The 25,474-nt window shown below is 64.1% G+C and carries 25 protein-coding genes; 3 read left to right on the plus strand and 22 right to left on the minus strand.

Annotation, left to right across the window (positions count from 1 at the left end; translation table 11 throughout):
* Positions 1–22 precede the first annotated feature (22 nt).
* Both ACH488_RS19245 and ACH488_RS19250 read right to left on the minus strand, forming a co-directional pair.
* A complete protein-coding gene (locus tag ACH488_RS19245) occupies positions 23–817 on the minus strand; it encodes a hypothetical protein (RefSeq protein WP_397326156.1) in 795 nt (264 codons plus the stop codon).
* Positions 814–1,848: a Gfo/Idh/MocA family protein gene (locus ACH488_RS19250; protein ID WP_397326157.1), complete on the minus strand. Its 1,035-nt coding sequence runs from the start codon at positions 1,846–1,848 to the stop codon at positions 814–816. The genes ACH488_RS19245 and ACH488_RS19250 overlap by 4 nt, the downstream gene beginning before the upstream one ends.
* Before the next feature lie 108 nt (positions 1,849–1,956).
* On the opposite strand from ACH488_RS19250, the gene ACH488_RS19255 reads away from it, so the two are divergent.
* Complete coding sequence (locus ACH488_RS19255; RefSeq protein ID WP_397326158.1) at positions 1,957–3,222, plus strand: ROK family protein; 1,266 nt, start codon at positions 1,957–1,959, stop codon at positions 3,220–3,222.
* Between the two features lie 14 nt (positions 3,223–3,236).
* Here the strand turns inward: ACH488_RS19255 and ACH488_RS19260 are convergent, their stop codons facing one another.
* Complete coding sequence (locus ACH488_RS19260) at positions 3,237–3,659, minus strand: hypothetical protein (protein WP_397326159.1); 423 nt, start codon at positions 3,657–3,659, stop codon at positions 3,237–3,239.
* Between the two features lie 82 nt (positions 3,660–3,741).
* Between ACH488_RS19260 and ACH488_RS19265 the strand changes: the two genes are divergently transcribed.
* On the plus strand, positions 3,742–4,758 hold the full coding sequence (locus tag ACH488_RS19265; protein WP_397326160.1) for a restriction endonuclease subunit R: 1,017 nt from the start codon (positions 3,742–3,744) through the stop codon (positions 4,756–4,758).
* Positions 4,759–4,864: 106 nt separating this feature from the next.
* Here ACH488_RS19265 and ACH488_RS19270 read toward each other — a convergent pair whose 3' ends face one another.
* Genes ACH488_RS19270 through ACH488_RS19330 form a run of 13 tightly spaced genes read right to left on the minus strand, consistent with a single transcriptional unit; the run spans position 4,865 to position 16,222 of the window.
* Positions 4,865–5,074: an SDR family oxidoreductase gene (locus ACH488_RS19270; RefSeq protein WP_397326161.1), complete on the minus strand. Its 210-nt coding sequence runs from the start codon at positions 5,072–5,074 to the stop codon at positions 4,865–4,867.
* Between the two features lie 18 nt (positions 5,075–5,092).
* Positions 5,093–6,097: a sugar phosphate isomerase/epimerase family protein gene (locus ACH488_RS19275; protein ID WP_397326162.1), complete on the minus strand. Its 1,005-nt coding sequence runs from the start codon at positions 6,095–6,097 to the stop codon at positions 5,093–5,095.
* A 15-nt stretch (positions 6,098–6,112) separates the two neighbouring features.
* Complete coding sequence (locus tag ACH488_RS19280) at positions 6,113–7,297, minus strand: Gfo/Idh/MocA family protein (protein ID WP_397326163.1); 1,185 nt, start codon at positions 7,295–7,297, stop codon at positions 6,113–6,115.
* The gene (locus ACH488_RS19285) at positions 7,294–7,692 is read right to left on the minus strand and encodes a DUF6379 domain-containing protein (RefSeq protein WP_397326164.1); all 399 of its coding nucleotides are present in this window, start codon (positions 7,690–7,692) and stop codon (positions 7,294–7,296) included. Before ACH488_RS19285 ends, ACH488_RS19280 begins: the two co-directional genes overlap by 4 nt.
* Before the next feature lie 47 nt (positions 7,693–7,739).
* Positions 7,740–8,777, minus strand: coding sequence for a sugar phosphate isomerase/epimerase family protein (locus ACH488_RS19290; RefSeq protein ID WP_397326166.1), 1,038 nt, complete (start codon positions 8,775–8,777; stop codon positions 7,740–7,742).
* 18 nt (positions 8,778–8,795) lie between these two features.
* The gene (locus ACH488_RS19295) at positions 8,796–9,899 is read right to left on the minus strand and encodes a sugar phosphate isomerase/epimerase family protein (protein WP_397326167.1); all 1,104 of its coding nucleotides are present in this window, start codon (positions 9,897–9,899) and stop codon (positions 8,796–8,798) included.
* Positions 9,899–10,288: a DUF6379 domain-containing protein gene (locus tag ACH488_RS19300; RefSeq protein ID WP_397326168.1), complete on the minus strand. Its 390-nt coding sequence runs from the start codon at positions 10,286–10,288 to the stop codon at positions 9,899–9,901. Before ACH488_RS19300 ends, ACH488_RS19295 begins: the two co-directional genes overlap by 1 nt.
* 53 nt (positions 10,289–10,341) lie before the next feature.
* Positions 10,342–11,904: a GMC oxidoreductase gene (locus tag ACH488_RS19305; protein WP_397326169.1), complete on the minus strand. Its 1,563-nt coding sequence runs from the start codon at positions 11,902–11,904 to the stop codon at positions 10,342–10,344.
* Positions 11,901–12,677, minus strand: a complete 777-nt coding sequence (locus ACH488_RS19310) for a TIM barrel protein (RefSeq protein WP_397326170.1) — start codon at positions 12,675–12,677, stop codon at positions 11,901–11,903. Before ACH488_RS19310 ends, ACH488_RS19305 begins: the two co-directional genes overlap by 4 nt.
* Before the next feature lie 30 nt (positions 12,678–12,707).
* Positions 12,708–13,079: a nuclear transport factor 2 family protein gene (locus ACH488_RS19315; RefSeq protein ID WP_397326171.1), complete on the minus strand. Its 372-nt coding sequence runs from the start codon at positions 13,077–13,079 to the stop codon at positions 12,708–12,710.
* A gap of 2 nt (positions 13,080–13,081) precedes the next feature.
* Positions 13,082–13,918, minus strand: coding sequence for a carbohydrate ABC transporter permease (locus ACH488_RS19320; RefSeq protein WP_397326172.1), 837 nt, complete (start codon positions 13,916–13,918; stop codon positions 13,082–13,084).
* 2 nt (positions 13,919–13,920) lie between these two features.
* Complete coding sequence (locus ACH488_RS19325) at positions 13,921–14,880, minus strand: carbohydrate ABC transporter permease (protein ID WP_397326174.1); 960 nt, start codon at positions 14,878–14,880, stop codon at positions 13,921–13,923.
* 55 nt (positions 14,881–14,935) lie between these two features.
* The gene (locus tag ACH488_RS19330; RefSeq protein WP_397326175.1) at positions 14,936–16,222 is read right to left on the minus strand and encodes an ABC transporter substrate-binding protein; all 1,287 of its coding nucleotides are present in this window, start codon (positions 16,220–16,222) and stop codon (positions 14,936–14,938) included.
* Positions 16,223–16,417: 195 nt separating this feature from the next.
* Here ACH488_RS19330 and ACH488_RS19335 point away from each other — a divergent pair, with 195 nt between their 5' ends.
* The gene (locus ACH488_RS19335) at positions 16,418–17,365 is read left to right on the plus strand and encodes a LysR family transcriptional regulator (protein WP_397326176.1); all 948 of its coding nucleotides are present in this window, start codon (positions 16,418–16,420) and stop codon (positions 17,363–17,365) included.
* 107 nt (positions 17,366–17,472) lie between these two features.
* Here the strand turns inward: ACH488_RS19335 and ACH488_RS19340 are convergent, their stop codons facing one another.
* From ACH488_RS19340 to ACH488_RS19365, 6 genes are all read right to left on the minus strand, one after another.
* Positions 17,473–18,954 (minus strand): DUF6379 domain-containing protein, encoded by a 1,482-nt coding sequence (locus tag ACH488_RS19340; RefSeq protein ID WP_397326177.1) that lies wholly within the window; start codon positions 18,952–18,954, stop codon positions 17,473–17,475.
* Between the two features lie 21 nt (positions 18,955–18,975).
* The gene (locus ACH488_RS19345; RefSeq protein WP_397326178.1) at positions 18,976–20,268 is read right to left on the minus strand and encodes a DUF6379 domain-containing protein; all 1,293 of its coding nucleotides are present in this window, start codon (positions 20,266–20,268) and stop codon (positions 18,976–18,978) included.
* Positions 20,269–20,316: 48 nt separating this feature from the next.
* Positions 20,317–21,312 carry a Gfo/Idh/MocA family protein gene (locus ACH488_RS19350; protein WP_397326179.1) on the minus strand — a complete coding sequence of 332 codons (996 nt, stop codon included), beginning with the start codon at positions 21,310–21,312 and terminating at the stop codon, positions 20,317–20,319.
* 171 nt (positions 21,313–21,483) lie between these two features.
* A complete protein-coding gene (locus ACH488_RS19355; protein WP_397326180.1) occupies positions 21,484–22,824 on the minus strand; it encodes an MFS transporter in 1,341 nt (446 codons plus the stop codon).
* Between the two features lie 59 nt (positions 22,825–22,883).
* Complete coding sequence (locus ACH488_RS19360; RefSeq protein WP_397326181.1) at positions 22,884–23,750, minus strand: SMP-30/gluconolactonase/LRE family protein; 867 nt, start codon at positions 23,748–23,750, stop codon at positions 22,884–22,886.
* 35 nt (positions 23,751–23,785) lie between these two features.
* Positions 23,786–25,234 carry an MFS transporter gene (locus tag ACH488_RS19365; protein WP_397326182.1) on the minus strand — a complete coding sequence of 483 codons (1,449 nt, stop codon included), beginning with the start codon at positions 25,232–25,234 and terminating at the stop codon, positions 23,786–23,788.
* Between the last annotated feature and the right edge of the window lie 240 nt (positions 25,235–25,474).

Raw genomic sequence — 25,474 nt, forward strand, 5'->3', positions numbered from 1 at the left:
ACGATATTGCCTATGCCGAAGATCAGCCTTGCTTATGCTCTTGTCGCAGCTCAGCGACTACCTGCTGGTCTGCCAGCAGCTCGCCAAGGTCCGGCAGCGCGGCACCTGTTGCGGCAGCTTCCACGGCCCGGCGAAGCGCCAGACGGGCGGACCCTTCGTAGTGCTTCGGCGCATGCATTGATCCGTTGTCGGTGGCTGTCGTGATGCTTATGCCAGACCCCAAACCAACTGACTCCACCACCGTGCGAACCTCTCCCAAGGCAGTCACGCGGAACAACGGAGCGCGCGCTTCGGACCCATAGACGGTAGCGAGCACGGTGACCGGTACCGAGTGCACCGCTCCCGGTAGCCCCGCTTCGAGGAGTGCCATGCCGCCGTCGGCCGGGATTCTCCCGCTGACGGGGCGGACGGGTCCGCCGGCCAGCACTTCAGCCCACCGGAGGCCGTCACGCAGGAGCCGGTCGAGGTCGGCGGCGGGTGCTCCGCACTCAATGGTGAGAAGTGCCGGGCGACTATCCGCCCGCCGTCGTACGGCTTCAGCGGTTGCGTCCGCCCGCAGGTGCGGCCGTTCGACGACGACCGGGATGGCCACCAGCCCGGCTTCCGCCGCGGCAGGAACACTGTGCGGATGACTGACGACGGCGGCTGACGCGCCGGCTGCTTGGGCCTCCAACAGCACCTTGCACCAGTCCCCCTCCCCAGGGATCACCACCACGGCACCTTGCACGGCTTCTGCGTGCCGGGCACTGCCTGGAAGTTCGGCCACAGCGGCCCGGTAGGGAGCCGGCGAGGCAACGACGGGAAAGACGGTGCTCATGGATTGACTCCTGCGGACATGGTGGCGAAGACGGCATCTGCGACGTCGACCGGATACAGGGCGTCCGCCAGGATCTGCCCGTAATCGACCGGACACGTTCCAGCCATCATTTGCCCGAACAACTGCCACTCCGCCTCGTACCCGTCCTGTGGCGATTGTGGAAGGCGGGTGGTGGAACCATCCCCGTAATGGACGGTGACCGCCCCACTGCCCGCGTGGACGAACGGTGGCGGATAGTCCAGATCCAGCCTGAGATCGGCGGTAGAGAAAGTCATGCGCCACAGGGAGTCAGGGCCGGCCGGAAGCATGGTGAGGACCAGTTGGACACTGATGCCACTGGCCTTGAAGCCCACAGCGTAGCCGAACGGCGGAACGAAGCGGGCGTACTCGATGCGCTCCAGGACCGGTGCGAAATGCCGGATGGCCGGGAGGTCATGGATGGCCAGCCCAGTCAACAACTGCTGCACAATGCCCGCTGCCACGGCGGGGTCGCCCGTATCTGGCCTTCCCCGGGAGGGAGAAGGGAACGGTCCACCGTCATACACCGCTTGGTGGTAGCGGCCGTTGGGAGGAAGCGCCAGGGTGACGGCAATGGATTGGAGGGGCTGCCCATGCTGCTCAAGCACATCGCGCGCCTGCGTCCAGCCGGGATCATGGGCGTGGTTGGCGCCTACCATCAGGACGACGCCGGCTTCGCGGCAGGCAGAGACGACGGCGGCAGCCGCTTCCCGGGTGACGGCAAGTGGCTTTTCGCAAAAGATGGCGCGTTTTCCTGCGGCAACTGCGGCCAGGATTTGCCGCTCGTGCCCGGACGGCGGAGTGCAGATGGCCACCGCGTCCACGTCGGGATCGGCCAGCAGTTCTTGATTACCCGATGACCACCGGGCACCCACTGGCTCCGCGAGCGCCCGAGCTCTGCCGCTCCCTCCGTCCGCAATATGGGCTACCCGGAAAGCGTCACCCAACCGCTTCACGGTGGGTAGATGCAGCGCAGCCACCCCCGGCCCGGCGCCCAGAAACCCTATGTTCACGCCACGTTCTCCTTTCTTTTGTCAGTATTATCCATAAGTGATTGCATTTCTGGCTATAGTTGCGAATTTCCGCACCTTAGTGCCGTTACTGTGGAACAATCTGGAGGTATGACCACAGATTCGACCCTCCGGTTCGGCGCCCAAACAGACGAAGTCACCAGCCTGCTTCGCATCGTCAACCTTGTAAGAACCGGAGAAGCCACCACCCGACCGGAGATCGGCCGGGTCACAGGTCTTGGTCGCGGCGTCGTGACCCAGCGGGTGGACCAAGCGATCCAGATGGGCTTCCTGGGCGACGGCGAATTCGGCGCTTCCTCCGGTGGCCGCGCACCCCGGACCCTCCGCTTCCAATCGGAGCGCGGCCGCATCATCGTCTGCGCTCTCGGCGCCCTTCACATCCGCGTAGGCTATGCCGAACTTGACGGCGACATCGTGGAACAAAGGCACCGCGAGTGGGACATCGCCCGCGGGCCCGCGGAAACCCTGAAGGCCGCCATGGAACTCCTGGACGATCTGCTCAAGGACGCCGGGGAAAAGCCCGTCTGGTCCGTGGTGGTTGGCGTTCCAGGCCCAGTGGACTTCGACAGCGCACAGCCCGTGGCGCCTCCCATCATGCCCGGCTGGAACGGCTACGACATACGAACTCCTTTCGAGGAACGGTTCGACGCCCCCGCCTGGGTGGACAACGACGTCAACCTGCTGGCCTTGGGCGAACGGGCGCGGCGCCGGGATGCCTACGCGGACCTGATCTATTGCAAGATCGGCTCCGGCATCGGCGCGGGGCTGCTCTCACAGGGCCGCATCCACCGTGGCGCCAACGGTGCTGCCGGGGACATCGGCCATGTCCGGGTGCCCGATTCCGACGCCCTGTGCCGCTGCGGCAAAGTTGGCTGCCTCGAGGCGGTGGCCGGCGGTTGGGCCCTGATCCGCGACGCCGAGCTCGCCATCAAGGAAGGCGCCACCGGCCCCCTCGCCACATCCGTGGAAAAGGGCAACGCACTCTCCCCCGAAGGCATCGCCCTCGCAGCCATCAGCGGCGATGGCCTGGCAGTCCGCCTGCTGCAGAGCTCCGCGCGCGTGGTGGGCGAGTCGATTGCGGCACTGGTCAACATGTTCAATCCCGGAATCATCGTGATCGGCGGTGCCATGGCCTCTGCCGGCGAGGTGTATCTGGCCGAGGTACGGCAGCGGGTCTACGAACTGTCGCTGCCCCTGGCCACGAGGGACCTGCGGATCCTGCTGTCCGTCAATGACGAGCGCGAACCCCTCCGGGGCGGCGTGGAGCTTGCCCGGGAGCAGCTTTTCGAGGTGACCTTCCCGCGCTGGTTCGCCCATGGCAAGCCGGGGCCGGTCAGGACCTTGGGCGTCAGCTAAGCGTCGCCCGCTCGCTAAGCGACGTCGCGGGCAACTCCCGCCAAGGCGGGCCGGGTGGTTCGCAACGCGGCCTCCAGGTGGAAGGGCAGCACCAACGGCCCCTCGGGCCCGCCTTGCAGATACGGAACCATCAGCTGAAAATCGACCGCTACGCGACGCCTTCCGTGGTCACCGGCCGGTCGCCCTGCCGGAAAGACGAGTACCAGCCGGTCCTGGATGAACCACCAGCCGCGCTCGGTGGCCAGGTTTTCCGGCCGCACCTCCCGCGGACCAAGCCGAACGCGGAGCTCTTCCCCTGCTGCCTGCCCATCAACCTCCACGGCAAGGCTCCCGATGCTGGAAAGCGGCATGGAACGAATCCACGGCAGCCCGACCCGAAGCTCGTAACTCCCATCCAACGCACTCAAAGCATCTTCACGCAGCGCGTTCTGCAACATCGCCTACTCCTTGACTCCATGGCCTTTTTGTCTGAAACTGACATAAGTTTGTCACTAAGACGCTTATTTGGAAAGGCCCATCATGGAAGCCTCTTTGCCTGCCGGCTGGACGCTGGCCGCGAGCTCCTTCAACTGGACGCCGGACATCATCAAGGCGGAACGGACCGCGGTGGACATCGTCACCGGCATCGCTGCCACAGGTGTTGCAGATGTTGTGGAAGTGGAACCCGGTTCGCTCTGGCGGACGTTCCCGGCACCGCAGGACCACGAAGTAGACGCTTTCAGGGAAGCGCTGGAAGCAGCGGGTGGCCGTGTCGGCGTGGTCGGCTGCAGCCTGGACGACTTCACGACGACGGAACGCCGCACCACGGGTCAGCGGCTTGAATTCCTCGTCCCCCAACTCGACGCGGCGCGGCGGGTTGGTGCCACCGGCGTACGCTTACCGATCGGGCAGGCCGGACCTGAATTGTTGGGGCTCATCCAACCCCTGCTCCACGATCTGGACCTGGTGCTCTTCGAGGAAATCCAGGGCCAGCAGGACCCGCGGAATCCCCGCGTGCGGCCCGCCCTTGACCACATCGCTGCATTGGACGATGCCCGGATCCGGGTTCTGGTGGACATCAGCATGTTGATGCCCGCGCTCCCGGTGACCTACCTGGAGGAACTGGCGCGCGGCGGAGTCTCGCCCGTACTCTGCAGCAGGCTGGAATCCGAATGGAAGGATCCCGCCACCAACGACGCCGTGATGGCGGCGCTGCGTTCAGGGACCGTTCCCCCACGCATCCACACCCTGTTCATGAACCTGCTGATCCGGTTCGGACGCAGCGACGCCTCCGAGTTAAAGGAAATCCTTCCGCTGGTTGGAGGATTCCACCTCAAATTCTGGGACCTGGAAGATGCGGATCAACGGGTGTCCGGGCCCCTACAGGACCTTGCCCGCTTGTTGGGCAACGAAGGATTCACCGGCACGCTCACCAGCGAATGGGGCGGCCATGAGTGGCTCCGGGACGATCCCTCCGAAATGACCGGCCGCCACCTCGCGCTGGCCAAGTCTTCGCTCGCCGCCGGCGCTGCCCGCGAAACAGCACGGGCCTCCTGACGCCACGTCGCGGGTCCTCGCCCAATTCGCCGTAGCCGACCCAATTCGCCGTAGCCGAACAGCGTCGTGGGCGGCGGACCCGCGACTTCGTCTCCCGCCGCGGGCGTCAGCCTGGCAGCACGGCGGACCAGCCGCCGTCGATCATCAGGTTGGCGCCCGTGACATAGGAGGCCTCATCGGAGGCAAGGAAAAGGGCGCAGCCGACAACCACCGCGCCCTCCTCCGCGAACGCCAAAGCGGCTGCGCGGCCCTGGCCGCTGGCTATGCCGGTGATAACGGCGGTTTTGCCTTCGAGCCTGGGCTTGCGCAGCCGCATGGGGTTCCCCTTATGTAGTTATTTGCTGCTGAAGGCGGCGTCGAAAGCCGCCGCGGAGGGCTGGTAGGAGGAGAGCTTCCGGACGAAACCGAGCGCTTCCGGCGCCCCGACCAGCCGGTCCATGCCCGCGTCTTCCCATTCGACTGACAGCGGTCCGTGGTAGTCGATCGCGTTGAGCATCCGGAAGGCGTCCTCCCATGGCACGTCGCCGTGACCGGTGGAAATGAAGTCCCAGCCGCGCCGCGGGTCGGCCCAGGCCAGGTGCGAGGACAGGCGTCCGTTGCGGCCATTGCCCAGGCGCTTCTTCGTGTCTTTGCAATGCACGTGGTAGATCCGGTCCTTGAAGTCCCACAGGAAGCCAACGGGATCGATGTCCTGCCAGACCATGTGGCTCGGATCCCAGTTCAGGCCGAATGCCTCACGGTGCCCAATGGCCTCGAGGGTGCGCTGGGTGGTCCAGTAGTCATACGCGATCTCGGACGGGTGGACCTCGTGGGCGAAGCGCACGCCCACCTCGTCGAAGACGTCCAGGATGGGGTTCCAGCGGTCCGCGAAGTCCTGGTAGCCGGCGTCGATCATCTTCTCGGAGGCCGGCGGGAACATGGCCACGTACTTCCAGATGGCCGAGCCGGTGAAGCCGGTGACCGTCTTGACGCCGAGTTTTGCAGCGAGACGGGCCGTGTTCTTCATTTCCTCGGCAGCCCGGCGGCGCACGCCTTCCGGGTCTCCATCTCCCCAGACCACATCCGGGAGGATGTCCCGGTGCCGCTGGTCGATGGGATCGTCGCAAACGGCTTGGCCCTTGAGGTGGTTGGAGATGGTCCACACCTTGAGGCCATAGCGTTCCAGGACGTCGAGCTTGCCTTGGATGTAGGCGTCGTCGTCCCAGCGCCAGGGGTCCAGGTGGTCGCCCCAGCAGGCGATTTCAAGCCCGTCGTAGCCCCACTCTCCAGCGAGCCGTGCCACCTCTTCGAACGGCAGGTCCGCCCACTGTCCGGTGAACAGGGTGATGGGTCGTGCCATATCTTGTTCCTCTTCCTATGCCTTGATTGGGACGTCCGCGGCCACGCGGGTCCACACCGAATCGTTGTCGGCGCTGCGTTCCACGGCTTCAAGAACGCGCTGGACCCTGAGCCCATCGGCGAACGTGGGGTGCGGGTCCGTGTTCCTGGCGATGCCTTCCACCAGATCCTTCACCTGATGGGAGAAGCCATGCTCGTAACCCAGCATGTGTCCGGCGGGCCACCACGCCGAAACGTAGGGGTGGACTGGCTCGGTCACCAGGATCTTCCGGAAGCCCTGCAGGTCGGCCGGAGCCGTGCGGTCGTAGAACTGGATGCTGTTGAGGTCTTCGAGGTCAAAAGCCAAGGCACCCTTGTCGCCGGAGACCTCAATGGACAGCGCGTTCTTGCGGCCCGTGGCGAACCGCGTGGCTTCAAAGGAGGCCAACGCACCGGATCCCAAACGGCCGGTGAAGATCGCGATGTCGTCCACAGTGACTTGCCCGTAGCCTGCGGCAGCCTTCCCCGAAAGGCCAGTGCCGCTGCCTTGGAGCGGGCGCTGCTTGACGATGGTGTCCAGCACTCCGGAAACCTGCTCTACGTCCATGCCGGTGACATACTCCACCAGGTCGATCGCGTGCGCACCGATGTCCCCCAACGCACCGGAACCGGCATGTTCTTTCTGGAGTCGCCAGGCCAGGGGCATGTCAGGGTCCACGAGCCAGTCTTGCCGGTAGGAAGCGCGGACGTGGGCGATGCGGCCCACGACGCCCTCGGCGATGAGTTGGCGCAGGAAGGTCACTGCCGGCACCCGGCGGTAGGTGAAGCCCACCATGGCCTTGACGCCCTTTTCGGCGGCACGTTCGGCCGCTGCCGCCATCGCCTCGGCTTCGGCCACGGTGTTGGCCAGCGGCTTCTCGCACAGGACGTGCTTCCCGGCATCCAAAGCCGCGATCGCGATCTCCGCGTGCGAGTCACCCGGGGTGACAATGTCCACGATGTCGATGTCGTCCCTGGCAATGACTTGCCGCCAGTCCGTTGCCGATTCCGCCCAGCCCCATTGGGTGGCCGCCTTGGCAACGGCGTGAGCATCGCGGCCCACAATGACTGCCATCTCGGTTTCTGCCGGGAGGTCGAAAACCCGCGGCGCCGTGCGCCAGCCCTGCGAGTGGGCCGCGCCCATGAAGCCGTAGCCGATCATGGCCACCCGGAGCTTTTTCATGCGAGCACTACCTTGCGGTCCACGGCCACGCGGTTGCCTACGTAGCGCATGGGTGCGATCTGCATGTACAGCAGGCGGAGCGTGAGGATAACCTCGACGTCGATCTCCTCACCGGCTTCGGGGACCCGGTCAAGCGGGATGATGATCTCCGGCTTGTCCGCGACGAACCAGAGGGTCTCCCACTGCTCCGGGAGTTCGGCAATGGTGTAGGACTTGCCCTGGAGCTCGAAGCGCAGTGCGGACGTGGGGATTTCCACGCCGTTCACAGTGGCAGCAACATCGTCGACGGCGGACAGCCACAGGCTGCGGTACCAGGGCAACTGAACGGAAACAGAAATGCCCTCGGGGTGCCGGCGGACGTCAGCGTCCTGGAACAGGGAGTTGTGGGTTGCCATGATGATCCTTACTCAAATCTGGATGAAGGTCGGTGAGTTTGGGCCGTTCAGGCCGAAACCGGGTCAGTGGCGCGGGCCTCTTCGATGGCGCGGCGCATGAGGGCGTGCTGCTTCTTTACCAGCTCGATCGGATCGGACTCGCCCAGATCGGCGAACGCGTGGCCTTCCCATTCGCTGGACAGGAAGCCGGTGTAGCCGCCCTTGACGAACTGGCGGACAATCCGCGGGATGTCCATGGCGGGCTCGTTGCCGTCCGCATCGATGTCGTAGAACTTGGCATGCACGTGGAACATCTGCGGCATGATGTCCAGCCATTCCTCCGGTGCCACCAGTCCATGCATGTTGAAGGCCAGGCGGGTGAACGGTCCAAGCTGCGCGGGATCGAAGTTGTTGGAGCGGAGGTAGTCCTCGAACTCCTGGTTGCGCTCCTGCATGGGCAGCGGCTTGCGCCAGATGTCCTGCATGACCGCGAAGTGCTCCTTCGGCAGGCCCATTTGGGTCAGCGTGCGGAACAGGGTGGGCGAAAGGCTGTGCATGGTGGAGCTGAAGTCGGCGGTAAAGCCCAGCCGCTCGCTGTCGAGTTCCTGGTACATCTCGCGGATCTGCAGGATCTTGGGGTCGTTGGGTCCCTGCGGGGCGTGGATCTCGTACCCGAGCTTCTGGTCGTACTTCTCAGCCAGCGGCAGGAGCCTGCGGAGCAGTTCCTTGCCCGCGGAACGGATCACGATCTTGTTGAAGCCGAGCGTGTTGGCGGTCTTGAGCTGGCGTGCGAAGAACTCGAATTCTTCGTCCGGGGTCATGTCCCGGTCCTTGCGCCGGCCCATGTCCAAGTTGGTGCCGACCGCGCTGGGCGTCAGTCCATAGCGGTCCATGCTGTCGCGCCAGAGCTTAACGAAGTCTTCGTCGACGTCCGGGTAAGTGCGCAGCATTTGCGCGATGTTGAATTCGACGCCGGGGCCCAGGCCTTCGTCGGCGACGGCCTTGATGAGCGTTTCAGGTGTGTAGAGGCCTGCGGCGAATTCGGAGGTCAGTGAGTAAAGGGTGATGCCAAGCTCGATGCCCGAGCCTGCGATGCCGTTAGACATAGTGGTATCCATTTCTTGTCAGCCGAGGACCGGCTGGGCGAGGTGGCTGTTGAGGATGCGGCGGGCTTCGGCAGGATCGGTGATCATGGCCGAGCCGGCGTTGGCGGCAGCTGAACGCTGGACGGCCTGTTCGCCGCGGATGATCTCGAAGGGGTCTTCCCAGTTGTTCCAGTGCCAGCCTTCGTATTCGCTTGAGATCGCTCCGGAGTAGCCGTTCTCCACCAATTGGCGGACCAGGTGGCGCACCGGCACGGAGGGTTCCTCACCGTGTTCGTCAATACCAAAGAACTTGCCGTGCACGTGCTTGACGAACGGCATGATTTCCAGCCAGGTCTCGATCGGGGCAGGACCGAAGAGTCCCGTTCCGTTGATCGCGAAGTCGATACCCAGGTCCGGACGTCCGTTGCGCGCGGCCAGGCCGATGAACGCGCCGAAGCGTTCGCCGTGCACTTTCTGGGTGTTGGGCGGACCTTCCGCGTAGAAGCCGTTCCAGAGTTCCACCACTTGCTGGAGCAGTTCTTCGGAGGCGCCGCGACGACGGTAGGCCTCGATGAGGGAGGGCGCGAAGCCGGTGACCGTCGCACCCCAGTCGGCAGTGAAGCCGAGCAGCGGGGAGTTGAGCTTCTCGTAGCGGTCACGCAGCGCAAGCACGCGCTCGTGGGCGCCGTGCTGGTCTGCGTGGACTTCCAGGGCGAGCGTAACCCCGTACTTTTCGGCTACGGGCAGCAGGCTTTCCATGGCGTCCGGCGTGAGGGAGATCTGGACGCGGGCGATCTGGAAGCCCAGGCGCGAAGCAACCTCGATCTGCTTGCGCATGTATTCCACGAGTTCATCGTGGTTCATGAGGCGGTCCCGGCGGATGCCGGTATCAACGTTGACTGCCAGCGAGGTGGGTACCAGGTCCACTTCGGCGACGAGATCGCGGAAGTGCCCCACGAAGGCATCGTCCACGCGGTCCGGGAAGCCGCGGAGGCTGGAGAAGCCGATGACTTCCAGTCCCGAGCCGAAGCCTTCAGCGGCCACCTTGCGGATCAATCCGTCGAGGTCGTACTGCCGGCCGTGGAAAGCGCGGGTAAAGCTGTAGAGCGTTACGCCCTGGATGGGAGTGCCGAGGCCGGTCATCACTGTCCTACCTTCATGGTCTTGGTGTCGTTTTCTTCGATGTGCAGCACACCGTGGTCGGTGATGATGTAGGGGATGTAGAGCTTGAGATCCACGCGGACCTCGTGCTCAGCCGCAGCGTCCACCGGAAGCTCACCGGAAAGGACTGCCGAATCGAGCGGATACCACCACTCCCCCGTTTCCTCCACGAGCTCCTCGAAGCTGAAGGTCCGGTTGTTCATGGTCCAGCGGAGTGACTCTTCAGGAGCAGCTACACCGTCGATGGTGAGGGCTGCCCCGGCAATGCACGATCCCGGCAACGCCCGATACCAGGGGATGCGGACTTCGACGGCGGTTCGGCCGCCTTCCGTGGTGAGTGTTCCTTGCTCGATCATGCGGTCGGCAATCATCGGGACTCCTTGTCTTGCCTCCGGGCACCAGCGCCCACAAAAGGACTTTTTCCTTATTTAGTAATTCTATTGTCTGTTTCTGACATAAGTAAAGAGGCTTCCAACTCTTCAGCGATCTTTCGTGCACCGCGCACGGCCAAAGCCACGGCGGTGAGGGTCGGATTGCACGCGGTCGGAGTGGGGATCACTCCGTTGCCTGCAACGAACAGTCCACGGACTCCCCATACCTCGCTGTCGGGCGAGCACACGCTTTCGCCGTCGTCTTCCAGACCCATACGCGTAGAGCCCTGGTAGTGGAGGGATGCGCCCGGCGGCAGCACGAAGGGTCGCTCATCCAGCGGGCGACCCACCGCGTGACCCAAGCGGACGATTTCCGTCTTTGCCCGCTCGATCACCGCGTGGTCCTGTTCGGTCAGCTTGTAGTGGATCCGCATGGCGGGCATTCCGTAGGCATCCAGGACCCGATCGTCGAAAGCAACGCGGTCATCGCGCTGCAGGTCCTTGGCACAGAACAAACCCAAGCCGACGATGGAGCCCGGCACCACCGGATCGTCCTCTGCCAGCGGCACCGGCGAGGCGTCCAACTGCATGATCTGGCCATGGAACGGAACATCGTCCGTGTAGGGAACCCAGGCGACGCCGCTTTGCTGGGACAGGCCGCCATGTGGCTGGTTTTCCGCCGGCTCGGCAGCCGTCACGCCCTCCAGCCTGCTGGCAAACACCACCTGCGGCTGGTCATTGAGGTACCTGCCCAAGGCGTCCGGCCGGATACCCGAGGCCCACAAAAGCTGTGGCGTGCGCAGGGCGTCTCCCGCCACCACCACGAAGCGGGCGGCCACCCGATGGCTCGCACCAGTACGGCGGTCCAGGACTTCGACGCCCGAGGCCGTACCGCCGTCGTACATCACTTTGGTGACCAAAGACTCGTCGAAGAGCTCGAAGCGCGGGTTCTTCCGGGTCGGCTCGCCCATGACGACGTCGGCTCCCGACCACAGGAGGCGGCCATCCGTTTCGCGGTGGACAGCCAGCGGCATGGGCTGGACTTTGGTGGCCGGGTCCCGGCCCTCGTCCACCGCCGCGGCGAGGCGGTCATGGACGATGTCGGAGAAGGGGGCGCCGTCGAAAGCGTGGGTGGTGACGCCCAGGAGCCGTTCGGCCTGTTCGAACAGTTCATCCGTGTCCGGAACGAAGGCGATCCGCTCCTTGCCGGACGGACGCGGGCATGCCGCGGTCCAGTGCGCACCCATGCCGCCAACATTGCTGGACATCGCGGCGACCGGGAGGCCGTCCTCGCCCGGAAACGCGTAGCCCTCGCTGAGCAGGTAGGTTCCCGGCCGCGCACGCCTTTCGCCGGCCTTGACCGCACCCGGAGAGTTCACCGTCGCGGCGCCTGCACCCGGGCCTTCCGAGGCCCGCTGGGCTTCGGTTCGCCGTTCCTGGTCAGCGATGTTCTTGACATGGGCGCCCGGCGGGTTGCTGACCGTGGGACCCACCTCGAACATGGCAATGGTCGCTCCGGGCGCTTCCTCGCTCAGGATGCGGGCGTAGGCTGAGGCCGTCGGACCGCTGCCCACGATCGCGACATCAACCGATGCCGGGTACACGCGTTGGCTCACCGGGAGGCCACCAGTTCCTGGATGCGGCGCACCGACTTCGCGGAATCGATGGTGGGGTAATACTCGAGTCCGATCGGTCCGGTGTAGCCGCTGGCCTCAAGGTCGTTCAGGCGGGCCGTCCAGTCAATGGAGCCGGAACCGGGTTCCCCACGGCCCGGAGCGTCGGCGATCTGCACGTACTTGATGAGGTCGCCGGCGTTCGCCAGTTCCGCTGCAACGTCCTCCCCCTCAACAGTGGAGTGGTAGAGGTCGTAAAGGACCCCGAAGTTCGGCGATTCTACGCCGCGGGCGATGTAGACAGCTTCCGAGGTCCGGTCCAGGAGGGCACCAGGGTGGTCCACGCGGATGTTCACCGGTTCAAGCACCAAGGTGATGCCGGAGCCTTCAATGTGCTTGGTGCCCTTGGTGAAGATCTCGATGAGCTCGTCCAACTGGTCCTGGCGCTTCCGGCCGCCGAATCCCGTACCGCTCCCCACAACGATGCGCGGGCAACCGAGTTCCTGGGCCACCTTCACCCCGGCATCGAGACCCTCGTAGAACGGTTCGTGGTTCTTCGGCGGGATCATGAACTGCATGCGCGGCTCCGCCAGCTGAGAGGTGAGCTGGACGCCGGTTTCCTGGAGCGCGGCCTTGAGGGCCGGAATGTCCTTGGTACTCGGTCCCCACATTTCGACGGCGTCAAAGCCGGCAGCTGCTGCGGCGCGGACACGGTCAGCGGCACTTTCGCCTGCTTCAGAGAACAAAAGGTCGATATTAGGCGCAAGTTGGAACATGGTTGTCTCCTTGGACTCGAGAGTGAGTTTCTAGAACATGGGGTGGTCGTGGACCGGATCTGCGGGAACGGGCTGCAAAACGTCCCAGTGCTCGACGATCCTGCCGTTGGCGAATCTGTAGATGTCTGCCACCGCAGCGTCAGGGCGGTCGGGGTGTGATGCACGGACGTGGACCATGGCGAGGTCGCCGTCCACGAGGATCCGTTGGACCTCGAAGCGAGCGTCCGGAGAACCGTCGAACTTCGGTGTCAGCGCCGTGATCGCCGCTTCCGGTCCGTCCGGAATATTCGGGTTGTGTTGAAGGTAGTCCTCAGCCACCAGGAACTCGAAGGCTTCGCGGACCCTCTTCTGCGTGTAGAAAACGTCCACGAACTTTTCGAAAGCGGCGCGGTTGTCCGTCATTTCTAGCCCTTCAAGCCGCCGGAGAAGCCCTGGATGAAGCGCTTCTGGGCGAAGAGGAACAGGGCCAGGATGGGAATCATGGACACGATCACGATCGCGAAGATCGAGTTCCATTGGGACACCAGGGAGCCGATGAAGTAGTACATGGCCACCGGAAGTGTCTGGTTGCTGGAGCCGCCCAGGAAAATCAGCGAGGTGAAGAAGTCGTTCCAGACGATCAGGCCAGCGAAGATCGTGACCGTGCCCGTGGCCGGCGCCATCATGGGGAAGACCACCTTGGAGAAGATTTGCGTCTTGCTGGCACCGTCGATGGTTGCTGCTTCCTCGTAGTCCGTTCCCAGGCCGCGGAAGAAGTTTGCGTAAAGGAAGATCGAGAGCGGCAGCAGCATTCCCGTGTAGAGGACAATCAAGCCCCAGGCAGAACCGGTCAAGCCCAGCGACCGGGCGCCCATGTACAAGGGAACCGCGCCGAGCTGCCCCGGCAGGATGATGGCTACAAGGAAGAGATAGTAGGCCAGCTTGCTCCAGCGGCGGGTGTGCCTCGAGATGACGTAGCCGGTAATGGACCCGAGGGCGATGAGGCCCAAAATGCTGCCGGCGGTGATGATCACGCTGTTCACCAGGCCGAGGACCACGTTGGAGTTGCCGGAGGCGGTCAAGACCGCAGTGAAGTTGCTGAAGTCAGGGTTCGACGGCGGTGCCAGCGGCGACGTGGTGTAGATCTCGCTGCTGGGCTTCAAGGCCGTGGTCACCAGGAAGTAGAACGGGGAAAGGAAGAGCAGGGCCAGCGCCCACAACCCGATTTCGCGGAGAAGGGTCAGTTTCGTGTAGCGGAACATGGTCAGTCCTCCGGGTTGGAGCGGGTCAGTCGCTGCTGGATGACGGCAAAGATCAGGATGATGACTGCGAGCACCAGGGCCAGTGCCGCGCCGCCACCGAAGTTTCCAAGGGCGAAGGCCTGCTTGTAGACCTGCGTGGCCAGCGTTTCGGTTGCGCCGGCCGGACCGCCACCGGTGAGGGCCATGATGGGATCGAAGACCCGGAGCCCCTGGACGATGCCGAGCGTGGTGGCGATGGCCACGGCCGGACGGATCGCTGGAAGCGTCACGTTCCAGAAGCGCTGCCACAGGTTGGCGCCGTCAATGGCGGCGGCTTCCTCGATTTCCACCGGGACACTGGCCAGGCCGGCCATGAAGATCACCATCGCGAATCCGGTGGAACCCCAGACCAGCACGATCAAGACCGTCCAGATGGCCCACTGCGGGTCTGCGAGCCACGGCTTGGCGAGGTCCTCCGCACCGATGGACCTGAGGAAAACGTTGATGGGTCCGTCGAAGTCGAAGATGTACTTCCAGATGTAGGCCGTCGCCAGGGGGCTGAGCACTACGGGCATGAAGAACAAGGTACGGAGGATGTAGCGCGTCTTCAGCACGCGGTTCAGGCCCAGTGCGATGACGAGGCCGGCGACGTTGCCGATGAAGACCGAGGAAAACGCCAGGAACAGGGTGTTCATCAAGGCACCCAGCTTGGTGGGGTCCTTGAAGATGGCTTCGAAGTTGGCCAGTCCCACTACCTTGAAGGAACCGATGCCGGTCCAGTTGGTGAAGGCGAAGTAGCCACCGATGCCGGTTGCCACGTAATGGATGGCAATCACCAGGGCAATGCCCGGGAGGGCCCACCACCAGTGTCCGAACTGCAGGGAGCCACCCCGGGAACGGACCTTTCGGACCGTCCCCGGAGCGCGCTTGCCTCGCCGGGAAGCGTCAGCTGCTTCGGTCTTGGATTGCATCGTCGCAGTCATGGTAATCCTTGCTTATCCCTTGGAGTAGAGCGAACGGTGATGGTGGGAATCCGGCTTAGCCCCAGGCCGAATCCATGGCCTGCAGGACCTGGTCAACGGACTTCTGGCCGGTCAGGAGGCCCTGGACACCGGTGGCGAGGGCGTCGTAGACAGCAGAGTTGGGCCACTGGCTGTTGGGAAGCGGACCGTACTTGCCGTCCTTGATGAGGTCGCCCACGTTCTTGTAGGCGCCGGAAGCGTAGTCATAGGTATCCAAGCCACTGACTGGGAGGGCGCCGTCGATCTCGGCGAAGGCCTTGGTCTGCTCCGGCTGGGCTGCCCAATCGAGGAACGCCTTGGCTGCGTCCTTGTTCTTGGACGCGGCGTTGATGGAGAAGGAGTAGTTGGCACTGGCGTAGACAAAGCCCTTGTCGGAGCTCTGCTCGGACGGAAGCGCCCGGACTACGAAGTCGGAATCAGCAGCGGCGGTCTTGAGCTGCTTCCAGGACGGAGCGGGTACGAAGCCGGCAACGGAAGTGCCACTGGCCAGGCCCTTGGTGATGGCGTCGAAGCCTGCGCCGGCCGCACCCTTCTGGAAGCAACCTGCGTCGTTCAGCTTCTTGACTGCTTCGAGGGAGTCCTTCCAGCCCTGGGAGTCGGCGAACTTGGTCTGGTTGGCGGCCCGCTTTTCGTTCCACTTGGGGTCTTCTGCGTACACGCGAGACGCGGCGAGGGACATCGCCATCAAGCCCGTGTTCGGTGCGGCAGAGCCGGCCAGGGCGAAGAACGACTTATTGGCGGAGCCAAGCGTGGAGCACTGCTTTTCCAGCCCTGCGAAGTCGGCAGGGAAGTCGGCAACACCGGAGGCCTTCGCGGCGGTTTCATTCACCACCAAGCCAACGACCGTCATTTCGGCGGCCTGGCCGTAGACTTTGCCGTCCTTGCCGAAAAGCGCTTCACTGCCTACGGGAACCAGGTTCTTTGCTGAATCATCCAGCGGTTCCAGGAAGTTCGCTTCCACGAGGGGGAGGATGCTCCGGCCAGTGCCTGATCCGGGAGAGGTAACAATGACGTCCGAGGCGTTGCCTGCCTGCAACTGGGTGCGGACCGTCTGGTCGTAGGAGTCGTTGGGCTGTGCGTTGAACGTGATCTTCACGTCAGGGTGCGCAGCCATGTACTGCTCGCCCAGCTTCTGGAAGGGGCTTTCGATGGTGTTGGAGGTGGAGAACGTCAAGGAGAATTCCTTGGAACCACCGTTGCCGCCCGTCGAGGCGGAGTTCGAGCAGCCTGTGAGTGCAAGTGCAGCAGCGGTTGGGATAACGAGGACGCCGAGCTTGAGTCCCCGGAAGCGGTGCTGTGTCATGTTCAGCCTTTCTGACTTCTTTGTCTGGCGGGGTCCGTGACCCCGGTCACTCACCAGTATGCATGGCATCTGCCAGAAAGACACATAAGTATTTCGGATACCGCACATAAGTCCGGCTGCTCTGAGTTAAGATGAACGTGCTGCGCCCTCATCAGGCGGAAAGACGCCCCTGCCCCGACTCGAAGGATGCCCGTTGTGACGGACCACTCCCTGCTCTCCAGGCTCGATCTCAACCTGCTCACGTCCTTGGATGCCCTGATCACCGAACGCAGCGTGACCCGCGCAGCAGAGCGCCTGCACTTGAGCCAGCCAGCCTTGAGCGCCTCGCTCGCGCGCCTGCGCAACCATTTCGGGGATCCGATCCTGGCCCGCCGTGGCAACACCTACGAGCTCACGCCCTTTGCGTTGCGCCTCGCCGAGCACACCACCATGGCCTTGGACGCTGCCCGCCGGGTCTTCGAAAGCCAGGCCAGTTGGGAGCCCAACGAGTCAGCCCGGGAGTTCTCCATTTATGGCTCGGACTACGGGTTCACCACGGTTGGCCGTGTGGTCTCGGAGCTTGCGGCCGAGCGTGCTCCGGGCGTCCGCTTCCGCTTCATGCTGCACAACCCGGTGGTGGTGGAAGACGCAGCCAACCGCCTCCGGGCCGCGGACGGCATGGTGATTCCGCACGGTATCCTCACAGGGCTGCCGTTCGTGGACCTGTGGCGCGACGATTGGCTGGCCGTCGTTTCCGAAACCAACCAGGAGGTGGGCGAAGCTGTCTCCATGGACAACATCGCGCAACTGCCTTGGGTGATGACGTACCAATCGCGCTCCGCCTTCACATCCGCTGAGCGCCAGATTCAGCAACTGGGCATCGAGCCCCGGGTGGAGGTAGTGGTGGAGAGCTTCCAGGCACTCCCCCACTTCGTGGCCGGCACCAACAGGATCGGGCTGATCCAGGCAGCGTTGGCTCCGATCGCCCGGCGGCTGGGCGGCGTTCGGGTCCTGCCGCTGCCATTCCCGGCCACCCCTTTGGTCAACGCCTTGTGGTGGCACCCGGTCCACAACGCGGACTCGGAGCACATTTGGATGCGGGGACTGTTCGAAGAGGCAGCAGCAATCGTGGCTTCCGGAACCGACGCCGGCGCCGAAGACTGATCCCGCGGCGGCACGGTTAGGCATTAGGGACCGGCAGTAGGACCCAGCACATCAAGCCTGGCCGGAAATCCGGCCAGGCTTGATGTTTGTGTTGATTGGCCGCCGGGTTACACCGCAGCGGTTACCGCAGCACGCATGCTGCGGCGGATCAGGTCATGCTGCTTCCGGACCAGCAACAACGGATCCACTTCGCCCAACTCGGCGAAGGCATGGCCCTCCCATTCGCTCGACCAATAGCCCCGGTAGCCGCCCTCGACGAACACCCTCACGAGCTCCGGGTAGTCGATGGCCGGCTCGTTGCCGTGCTCGTCGATGTCGTAGAACTTGGCGTGCACATGCATGATCTGCGGCATGATGTCTGCCCATTCGCGCGGGTTGACGTGGCCGTGCATGTTGAAGGCAAGGTGGGCGATAGAGCCCAACCGCGCCGGATCAAAGTCCCGGCTTCGCAAGTAGCCGATGAATTCTTCCTGGCGTTCCCGCATGGAAGCATCCGTGGCCCAGATGGTTTGAAGGCGCTCCAGCGCTTCCCCATCGAGGCCGGCACGGGAAACGGCCCGGAGCAACGTGGGCGACATGCTGTGCATGGTGGAAGAGAAGTCCGCCACGAACCCAAGAAGAGGGGAATTCAATTCCTCGTAGACGTCCCGGACCTTCATGATTTCCGGCGAGTTGGGGCCAAGCGGAGCGTGGATTTCGTAGGCCAGCTTCAATTCCAGTCGTTCTGCCAACGGGAGCAGCCGTCGCAGCAGGGCGGGCTTGGCACTCTGGATCCTCACCAGCGGGAAGCCGAGCTTCTTTGCTCCATGGAAGAGCGTCTCGGTGAAGTCGTATTCCTCGTCCGGGGTCATGTCCCGGTCGCGCCGCCGTCCCATGTCCAGGTTGGCGCCGAAAGAGCTTGCGTCGAAGCCGTGCTTGTCGAACGCAGCCTGCCAGGACCGGACGAAGTCGTCGCTGACCTCCGGGTACGTGGGCAACACCTGGGAGGCAACAATCTCGATACCAGGCCCAATGCCCAGTTCCGCCACACGGTTAAGCAAGCCGTCAAAGTCGTACCAGCCGGCCCGGAATTCCGCGCTGGCCGAGTAGAGCGTCAGTCCCAAGTGGAACGGGTCTTCGTCCGCTTTCGGCGGGGCCGGAGTGACCGCCGTCGTGGTTTCCGGTGCCGGCGAGGCCGCGTCCACCACTGTCAGTTCCATCGCCTGGTTGACGAAGTTCGGCACATACATACCCGGTCCGCCGTCCTGGCCCGGCGCGATCTGCATGTACGGGAGGCGAAGTTCGCCGAAGATCTGCACCGTGTGCTTTTCGCCCGGGGACACCGGGATCGGGCGTCGGGCAACCAGGTGCGGATGTTCCTGCAGGAACCACAGCGTTTCCGACTGGGCCGGCAGTTCGGCCAGCGAGTACGTCTTTCCGCCAAGCTGGAGGGAAAGGTCCTCTTGTGGAATCTCCTCGCCATCCACCGTGAGTTTCAGGGTGGAAACCGAGGACAACCACAGGCTCCGGTACCACGGCAGGGTCAGCGATAGTGCGAGCCCGTCCGGGTGTGGACGGAGGCTGTCTTCTTGAATGAGTCCGTTGGGCATCTTTGGTCCTTGCTGTGTGGTTCAGGCGAGTTCGGCGGCAATGTTGCGGAGGAGTGAATGCTGGCGGCGTACCTGCTCGATGGAGCGCCACGGGGTCCGTTCGCCCTCGTATTCGCTGGACAGGTAGCCGTCGTAACCCGAGTCCTTCAGCGCCTTGAGCACGGGGCGCCACGGAATTTGCTGGTCCTCAAGGTTCTGGTCGATGTCATGGAACTTGGCCTGGACAAACACCACGTACTTCGCGACGTCGGCGAAATCGGCGGGGTCCACGCCAATGCCATCAAGGAACGCCGGACGGGTTTCCCGGGTTTCGCCCGCGCGCAGCGGAATGGGCCGGTCCTGGAAAATGCCGGTATCGATCAGCAAGCCAAAGTTCTTGGTCCCGGTGCGCTCGATCAGGTTGATGTAATCGTCCACCACGGGGTGCTTGATGGGAGTGGGCGAGTGGATCTCGGGGCAGATCACCACACCCAGTTCGTGGGCCAGGTCCAGGGAACGTTCCACGGATTCGGTCCAGATGGGGTCCGGGATCAGGTCGCTGGAGACCACGCCGATCTTGGGCCGCACAAACCCAAAGCCCAGACGGTTCGCCAACCTCAAGTCGCGCTGCAAGGCGGCAGCCCCCTCCTGGGCAGTCATGCCCACGCCAGGACGGAGCCTCGTGTCGATCCAGGAGCCGTAGTTCGTGGGCTCAAGCGAGTACTTCTCCAGCAGGCTGAACCACTGGTCGATCCATTCGGTGGTGGGTTCCGGATAGCCCGGCACGTGGCCCTCGCCCAGGATTTCGACGCCGGTGGCCCCGGTATCTGCCACGGCCGCCAACGCGGTCTCCAGGTCGAGGACGGTGCCGAAATCGTGCATGAAGCTGTAGAGGGACACCCCATAGCGGAACACGCCGTTCCCGCCTTCCGGGCCAAGCGTAATCCACCGGGATTCCCGGTAAATCGAGGGCTGGTGTTCCACGGGAATGTAGGACATGCGCAGCTTCAGCTCAATCTGGAGTTCGTGGACGCCTTGGGGCAGCCCTCCCTCAAGGGGAACCGTCACGGTAGCGGCCTCGTCCAGCTGCCAGCGCACGCCCTCGCTGGCCCAGAGTTCCTGCAGCGTGTACGTCTTGCCCTGCAGGGTCCACGACGGAACGTCAGCAGGTACATCCACGAGGTTGCCCACCCGGACGGCGATGCCATCAATGAGGGAGGCAGCCATGCCCCGGTAAGAGGGCATGCGCACCCGGAATTGGAACCCCGTCACGCGATCGCCGTCCCGGACGTTGCGGAAGCCTGTGGCTTGGATAAGGTCTCGTTCGAGAAGCATCGTTGCTCTTTCTCTCTGGTTGTACGTAGGAAATTCCGCTGCTCATGCTCAGCGGGGCTGGAGCCCCGAAGCCCGGTAGACGTCGTCGACGAGTGCCATGGTGGCTGTGGCGTCGGCGGCACCGAGCGGCGTCGGAGCGCCCGCACGGAGCACCTCCACCAAGTGCTCAAGCTGAGCTACATAGCTCGACTCCCCTTCGGTCGCCTTTTCGTCGATGAGCACCGTGTCGCCGGCTGTGACGCGGAGCGTAGCGCCCCACTGGGGAACGATCACGCTGGTAGCGTGCAGCGATGCCTTGGAGCCGACGATATCCAGTGACATCCGCCCCTTGTCGTCGCCAAGGAAGGACGCCCGGACCCGGGCCTTGATGCCGGACGTGAAAGCGAGCACGAAGTCGGTCTCCATATCCACGCGGGGATCGTCGTCGTAGAGCTTGGACGTGGACGACTCCACCGTCGCCTCACCCCAGGCAGCCCGGAGAAGATCAATCGCGTAGCAGCCGACGTCCATGACAGCGCCGCCTCCCAGGGCACCGTTCAACCGGATATTGCCCGGCTTGACCACAAAATGGGGAATGCTGAAGTCGATCTCGACATCCTGGATAACTCCGAACTGTCCTGATCGGATGACATCCAGGAGCCGCCGGGTGAAGGGGTGGAGCCGGTAGTGGAAGCCGACGAAGGCCGAGCGGCCGTTGGCCGACGCAGCATCCGCGATGGCTTTGGCATCCGTACCATTTGCGGACAGCGGCTTCTCACAGAGCACATGCTTTCCCGCTTCGAGGGCAGCCACCGCCCATTGCGCGTGAACGGTGGGCGGCAGGGCCACATAGACAAGATCGACGTCGGGATCGGCCATGACGCTGGCATAGTCACCGGCCGCCTGGATTCCGAAGCGATCGGCGAACGCCCGTGCCCGCTCCGGGTCGCGGGACCCCACGGCTATCACTTGGACGCTATCGACCAGGGCGGAGGGCTCAACCATGGCCCGCTCGGCGATGCTTCCAGTCCCGAAGATGCCGACCCTCAGCGATGGACGCGTCATTGGGGGTTCTCCTCTTGTCGTTTACTCCAACGAGGCATCGAGCGTGGAAGCCCCGGATGCCACTTAGTCTGGTTTGCAACAGTCTAATGTTGGATTTCGACATAAGCAATGGCACGGGCAGACTCCAGCCGCGAGGAATGCCAGATGCCGGGCAGGAATCCGCCGCCAGTTTTAGTGCGAGAAGCCAGCGGCCGCCTCCGTGAGGCTCTTCCCTTTCGTCTCCGGCGCCAACCATTGCGAGAGGCCAGCACCGACGAACGCCACGCCCGAGGCAATCAGCATGGTGGTGGCCGAGCCGAGGTTAACCATGGACCACGGCAGCAGGAAGGTACCCAGGCCCGCGCCCACCCGGCTTACTGCAGCCGCGAAGCCCGTCCCGATGCCACGGATCTCCGTGGGGAAGACCTCGCCCGGGTAGATGCCGGTCAGTGTGTTGTACATGGCGTTGACGAAGGAAAACACCAGGAACAGGATCAGCACCGCCAGCGGCGGCGCACCGCCCCACAGTCCAATGACGGCAAGCACGACGGCGGCAGCCCACTGGGGCGGGACGGTCATGGCGCGCCGGCCGGCCTTATCGACCAGGAGGACCGTGATGATCACAGCAACGAGGGCGACCGCTGAAAGCCCGACGCCGCCGGCCAACCCTCCACCGAGTCCGTAACCGCTCAGCACGCTGTCGGCGAAAGTGGCGATGGCAAAGTACGGGGCGACGCCGCAGAACCAGAACATGGAGACGAACAGCGTGGACCGCCAGTATTGCCGCGAGAAGAGCATGGAGAACGTCCCGTGCTTGGTGTCTTCCCGCTGCACGTCAGCCATTTCGTCAGGGCTTTCCATGTACTTGTGGGCCACGGCCATGGCCTCATCCCGCCGTCCCTGGTTCCAGAGCCAGCGGGGAGATTCCGGCAGGCCGATCCGGAAGACGAACAACACCACGGCAATGAGCGTGCTGCTGCCCAGAATGACTCTCCAGTCCACCGCGGTGAACTGCTCCAGCAGGTAGCCGAAGAGGAAGGCGAGCATGAACCCGGCGTACCAAGCCACCAACGTCAGCCCCAGGAGCCGCCCCCGCAGCCGTGCCGGAGCGAACTCGGACATCAACGGCCAACCAACGGAGTACTCGACGCCGATGGCCACGCCCATGGCGAAGCGGACAGCGAAGAGCAACTCGGGCGAGTCGACGAAGAACTGAACACCTGACGCCACGACGAAGAGGCTCATATCGATCAGGAACAGGGGCTTCCGTCCAAACTTGTCCCCCGCCCAACCGCCAATGGGTGAGCCCAGGAGAATCCCGAACAGCGGGCCGGCGGCGATCAGGCCTTCCCAGAGCGTGGAAAGATCCAGGTCCTCCGTCATGGAGCCCGTTACGGGACCAAAAATGCCCAGAATGTAGCCGTCCAGGAACATGCCTCCAGCCAGGACGAATACCATCCTGTACATGAAGCGCCGCTTGAAGGCGGCGGTAGCTTGGACTGGATCCCCCACGAGGTTCTTGGTGTCCTTCATGGCCTGTCCTTGGCTTGAACCGCTATTCTCCCGATGATCGTCCATCGGGGCGGCAAGCGCTAGGGGCGGACGGTATCCCGCGTAGATGTCCGCAGCCGGTACAGGGACGTCGTTGCGGTGAGGTACAGGTCCTGGCCGTCCGGCCCACCGAAACACAGGTTGGAAACGCGTTCGGGAACATCGACGGCGGTCAGCAGGCCGCCGTCGGGCGCGTAAACCCGCACCGAAGCGCCGGCGGATGTCCAGACCCTGCCCTCGACGTCCACGCGGAAACCATCCGAAACCTTGTTGTCCTCGAGTTCCACGAACGTCCGCCCGTCTCCGCACGTCCCGTTCCCCACCGGGTAGGCGGCGATCCGGAACGGCGAACCCCGGTCCGGTCCGGCGGTGTCCGCGACGTACAGAACGGACTCGTCCGGAGAGAACGCCAGCCCGTTGGGATGAACCAGGTCAGTAACCACCGGTGTCAGTTCCTGGGTGGCCGGATCGAAGCGGAACACATAGCAACCGCCGTATTCCTGCTCCCCCTCGTGGCCCTCCACGGTCCCGGGCAGGATGCCGTACGGCGGATCCGTGAACCACACCGTCCCGTCCTTGGCCACCACAACATCGTTGGGCGAGTTGAGCCGGTGCCCGCCGAACGAATCGACGATTGCCGACACCACGCCGTCGTGATCCCGCTCGACGCGGCGCCGCCCGTGGCTGCACTGGACCACGCTGCCGTCGCGGTCCAGGGTACGGCCGTTGGTGAATTCGACGGCGGTGGCGTACTCACGCGTCTGGCCTGACTCCGGGCTGTACTCAAGGATCCTGTTGTTGGGGATGTCGCTCCAGCGGACGGTTTGGGACTGTGGAATCCACACAGGCCCCTCCGCCCAGATGGTGCCTTCGAAGACCTTTTCAAGCGTGCCCGTGATCAGTTCCATGCGGTGACCTTTCCGTTGTGACCCCGGGATAGAGCCTAGTCCTGCGAGCGCACCGCATCCGTCTCCGGGGCCGCCTCGGGACTCTTGGCGCCGGCTTCCGGCATGGCGATGACCGCGACGACGGTGAGCACGGCGCCGACCAGGACGGCGAGGAACACGGCACTTGAGGCCTGGATGGTCGATTGCGGGTTCGGCCCGCCGCTGTTGGCGTAGATCGCGTTGGCCACGGCGCCGAACACCGCCACGCCGATGGAACTGCCGATGGACCGGGCAAAGAGGTTGGTGCCCGTCACCACGCCTCGCTCGTTCCATTCGACGCTCGACTGGGCGGCGATGAGTGTTGGGGTGGCCACCAGCCCGAGGCCCAGGCCCACGACGAAGCACGAGGCCGCGACCAACAAGACGCTTGGCGCGGACGCCGTGAGGGCCAGGATGCCGGTTCCCACCACCGTGATGGAAATGCCGATCAGGGCCGTGCGCCTGAAGCCGATGCGCAGGTAGAAACGGCCTGCCTGGGAGGCACTGATGGGCCAGCCAAGGGTCAACGCCGCCAGGGCCAGACCGGCCAGGAGCGGTGAAGTCTGCAGTGCTCCTTCAAGGAAGGTCGGCACGTAGGATGTGAGGCCAAGCATCACCGCGCCAATTCCGAAGGCGATCATCGCCGTCGTCGACAACAGCCTGCGGGAGACCACCCACGGCGGGAGGACCGGTTCGGCTGCTTTCCTCTCCACCACAAGGAACGCGGCAAGCAGGACGGCCCCCACAGCGAAAACCGCTATGCTGACAGGCGAGTTCCAGGCCCAGGCCTGGCCGCCTTCCAGCGCCCCGAGAATCAGGAGGCTCAGCGCGGTGGTAAGAAGGACGGCGCCCAGGTAGTCGATGCGGTGCGTGGTCCTTTTGACGTCTTCGTGGAAGGTGCGGGCCAGCATCCAGCCGGCCAGGAGGCACAGCGGGATGTTGATCAGGAAGATCCACCGCCAGATGCCCAGCGATGCGAACACACCACCCAGCGTGGGACCCACCACCGAGGAAATGGCCCACACGCTGGCCAGGTAGCCCTGCACTTTGGCGCGTTCGGCGAGGGTGTAGATGTCGCCGGCAATGGTGATCGATACCGGCTGGACCGCACCCGCGCCAAGACCCTGCAGCACACGGAAGGCGATGAGGGCGGGCATGCTCCACGCGAGTCCACACAAGGTGGAGCCGAGCAGGAAAAGCGCGATCCCGCTGAGGATGATCGGTTTGCGGCCCAACACATCCGAGAGCTTCGCGTAGACGGGGACGGACACCGCCTGCGCCAACAGGTAGGCCGAGAAGAGCCAGGGGAAGGACGAGAAGCCGCCGATGTCCCCCACGATCGACGGGACCGCCGTGGCGACGATCGTGGAATCGATGGCCACGAGGCCGGTGGACAGCATCAGGGCAATGAGGATGGGCCCTCGCTTGGAACGAAATCCGACTCCGTCGGCAGTTTCTGTAGTCATGTATGTCTTATCCCGTCGCGTTCGTACCGTGTTTCCGTCCCCTCCCGGTGCTAACGGCGGGGGTCGCGGAATTAGTCCCGGGAAAGACAACGGCGGCGGACCACCAGAGGTGGCCCGCCGCCGTCGTAAATCACTGACTGGCAGTTAGGGCGTGTCTCCTAAAGATGTCAGCCAGATGCTGATGGCTCGCAGGACGGCTCCACCGCGGTAGGTGAGGGCGAGTTTGTCGTAGCGGGTTGC

Origin of the sequence: Paenarthrobacter sp. NPDC018779 (genome assembly GCF_044391085.1) — a bacterium.
Taxonomy (GTDB): Bacteria; Actinomycetota; Actinomycetes; order Actinomycetales; family Micrococcaceae; genus Arthrobacter.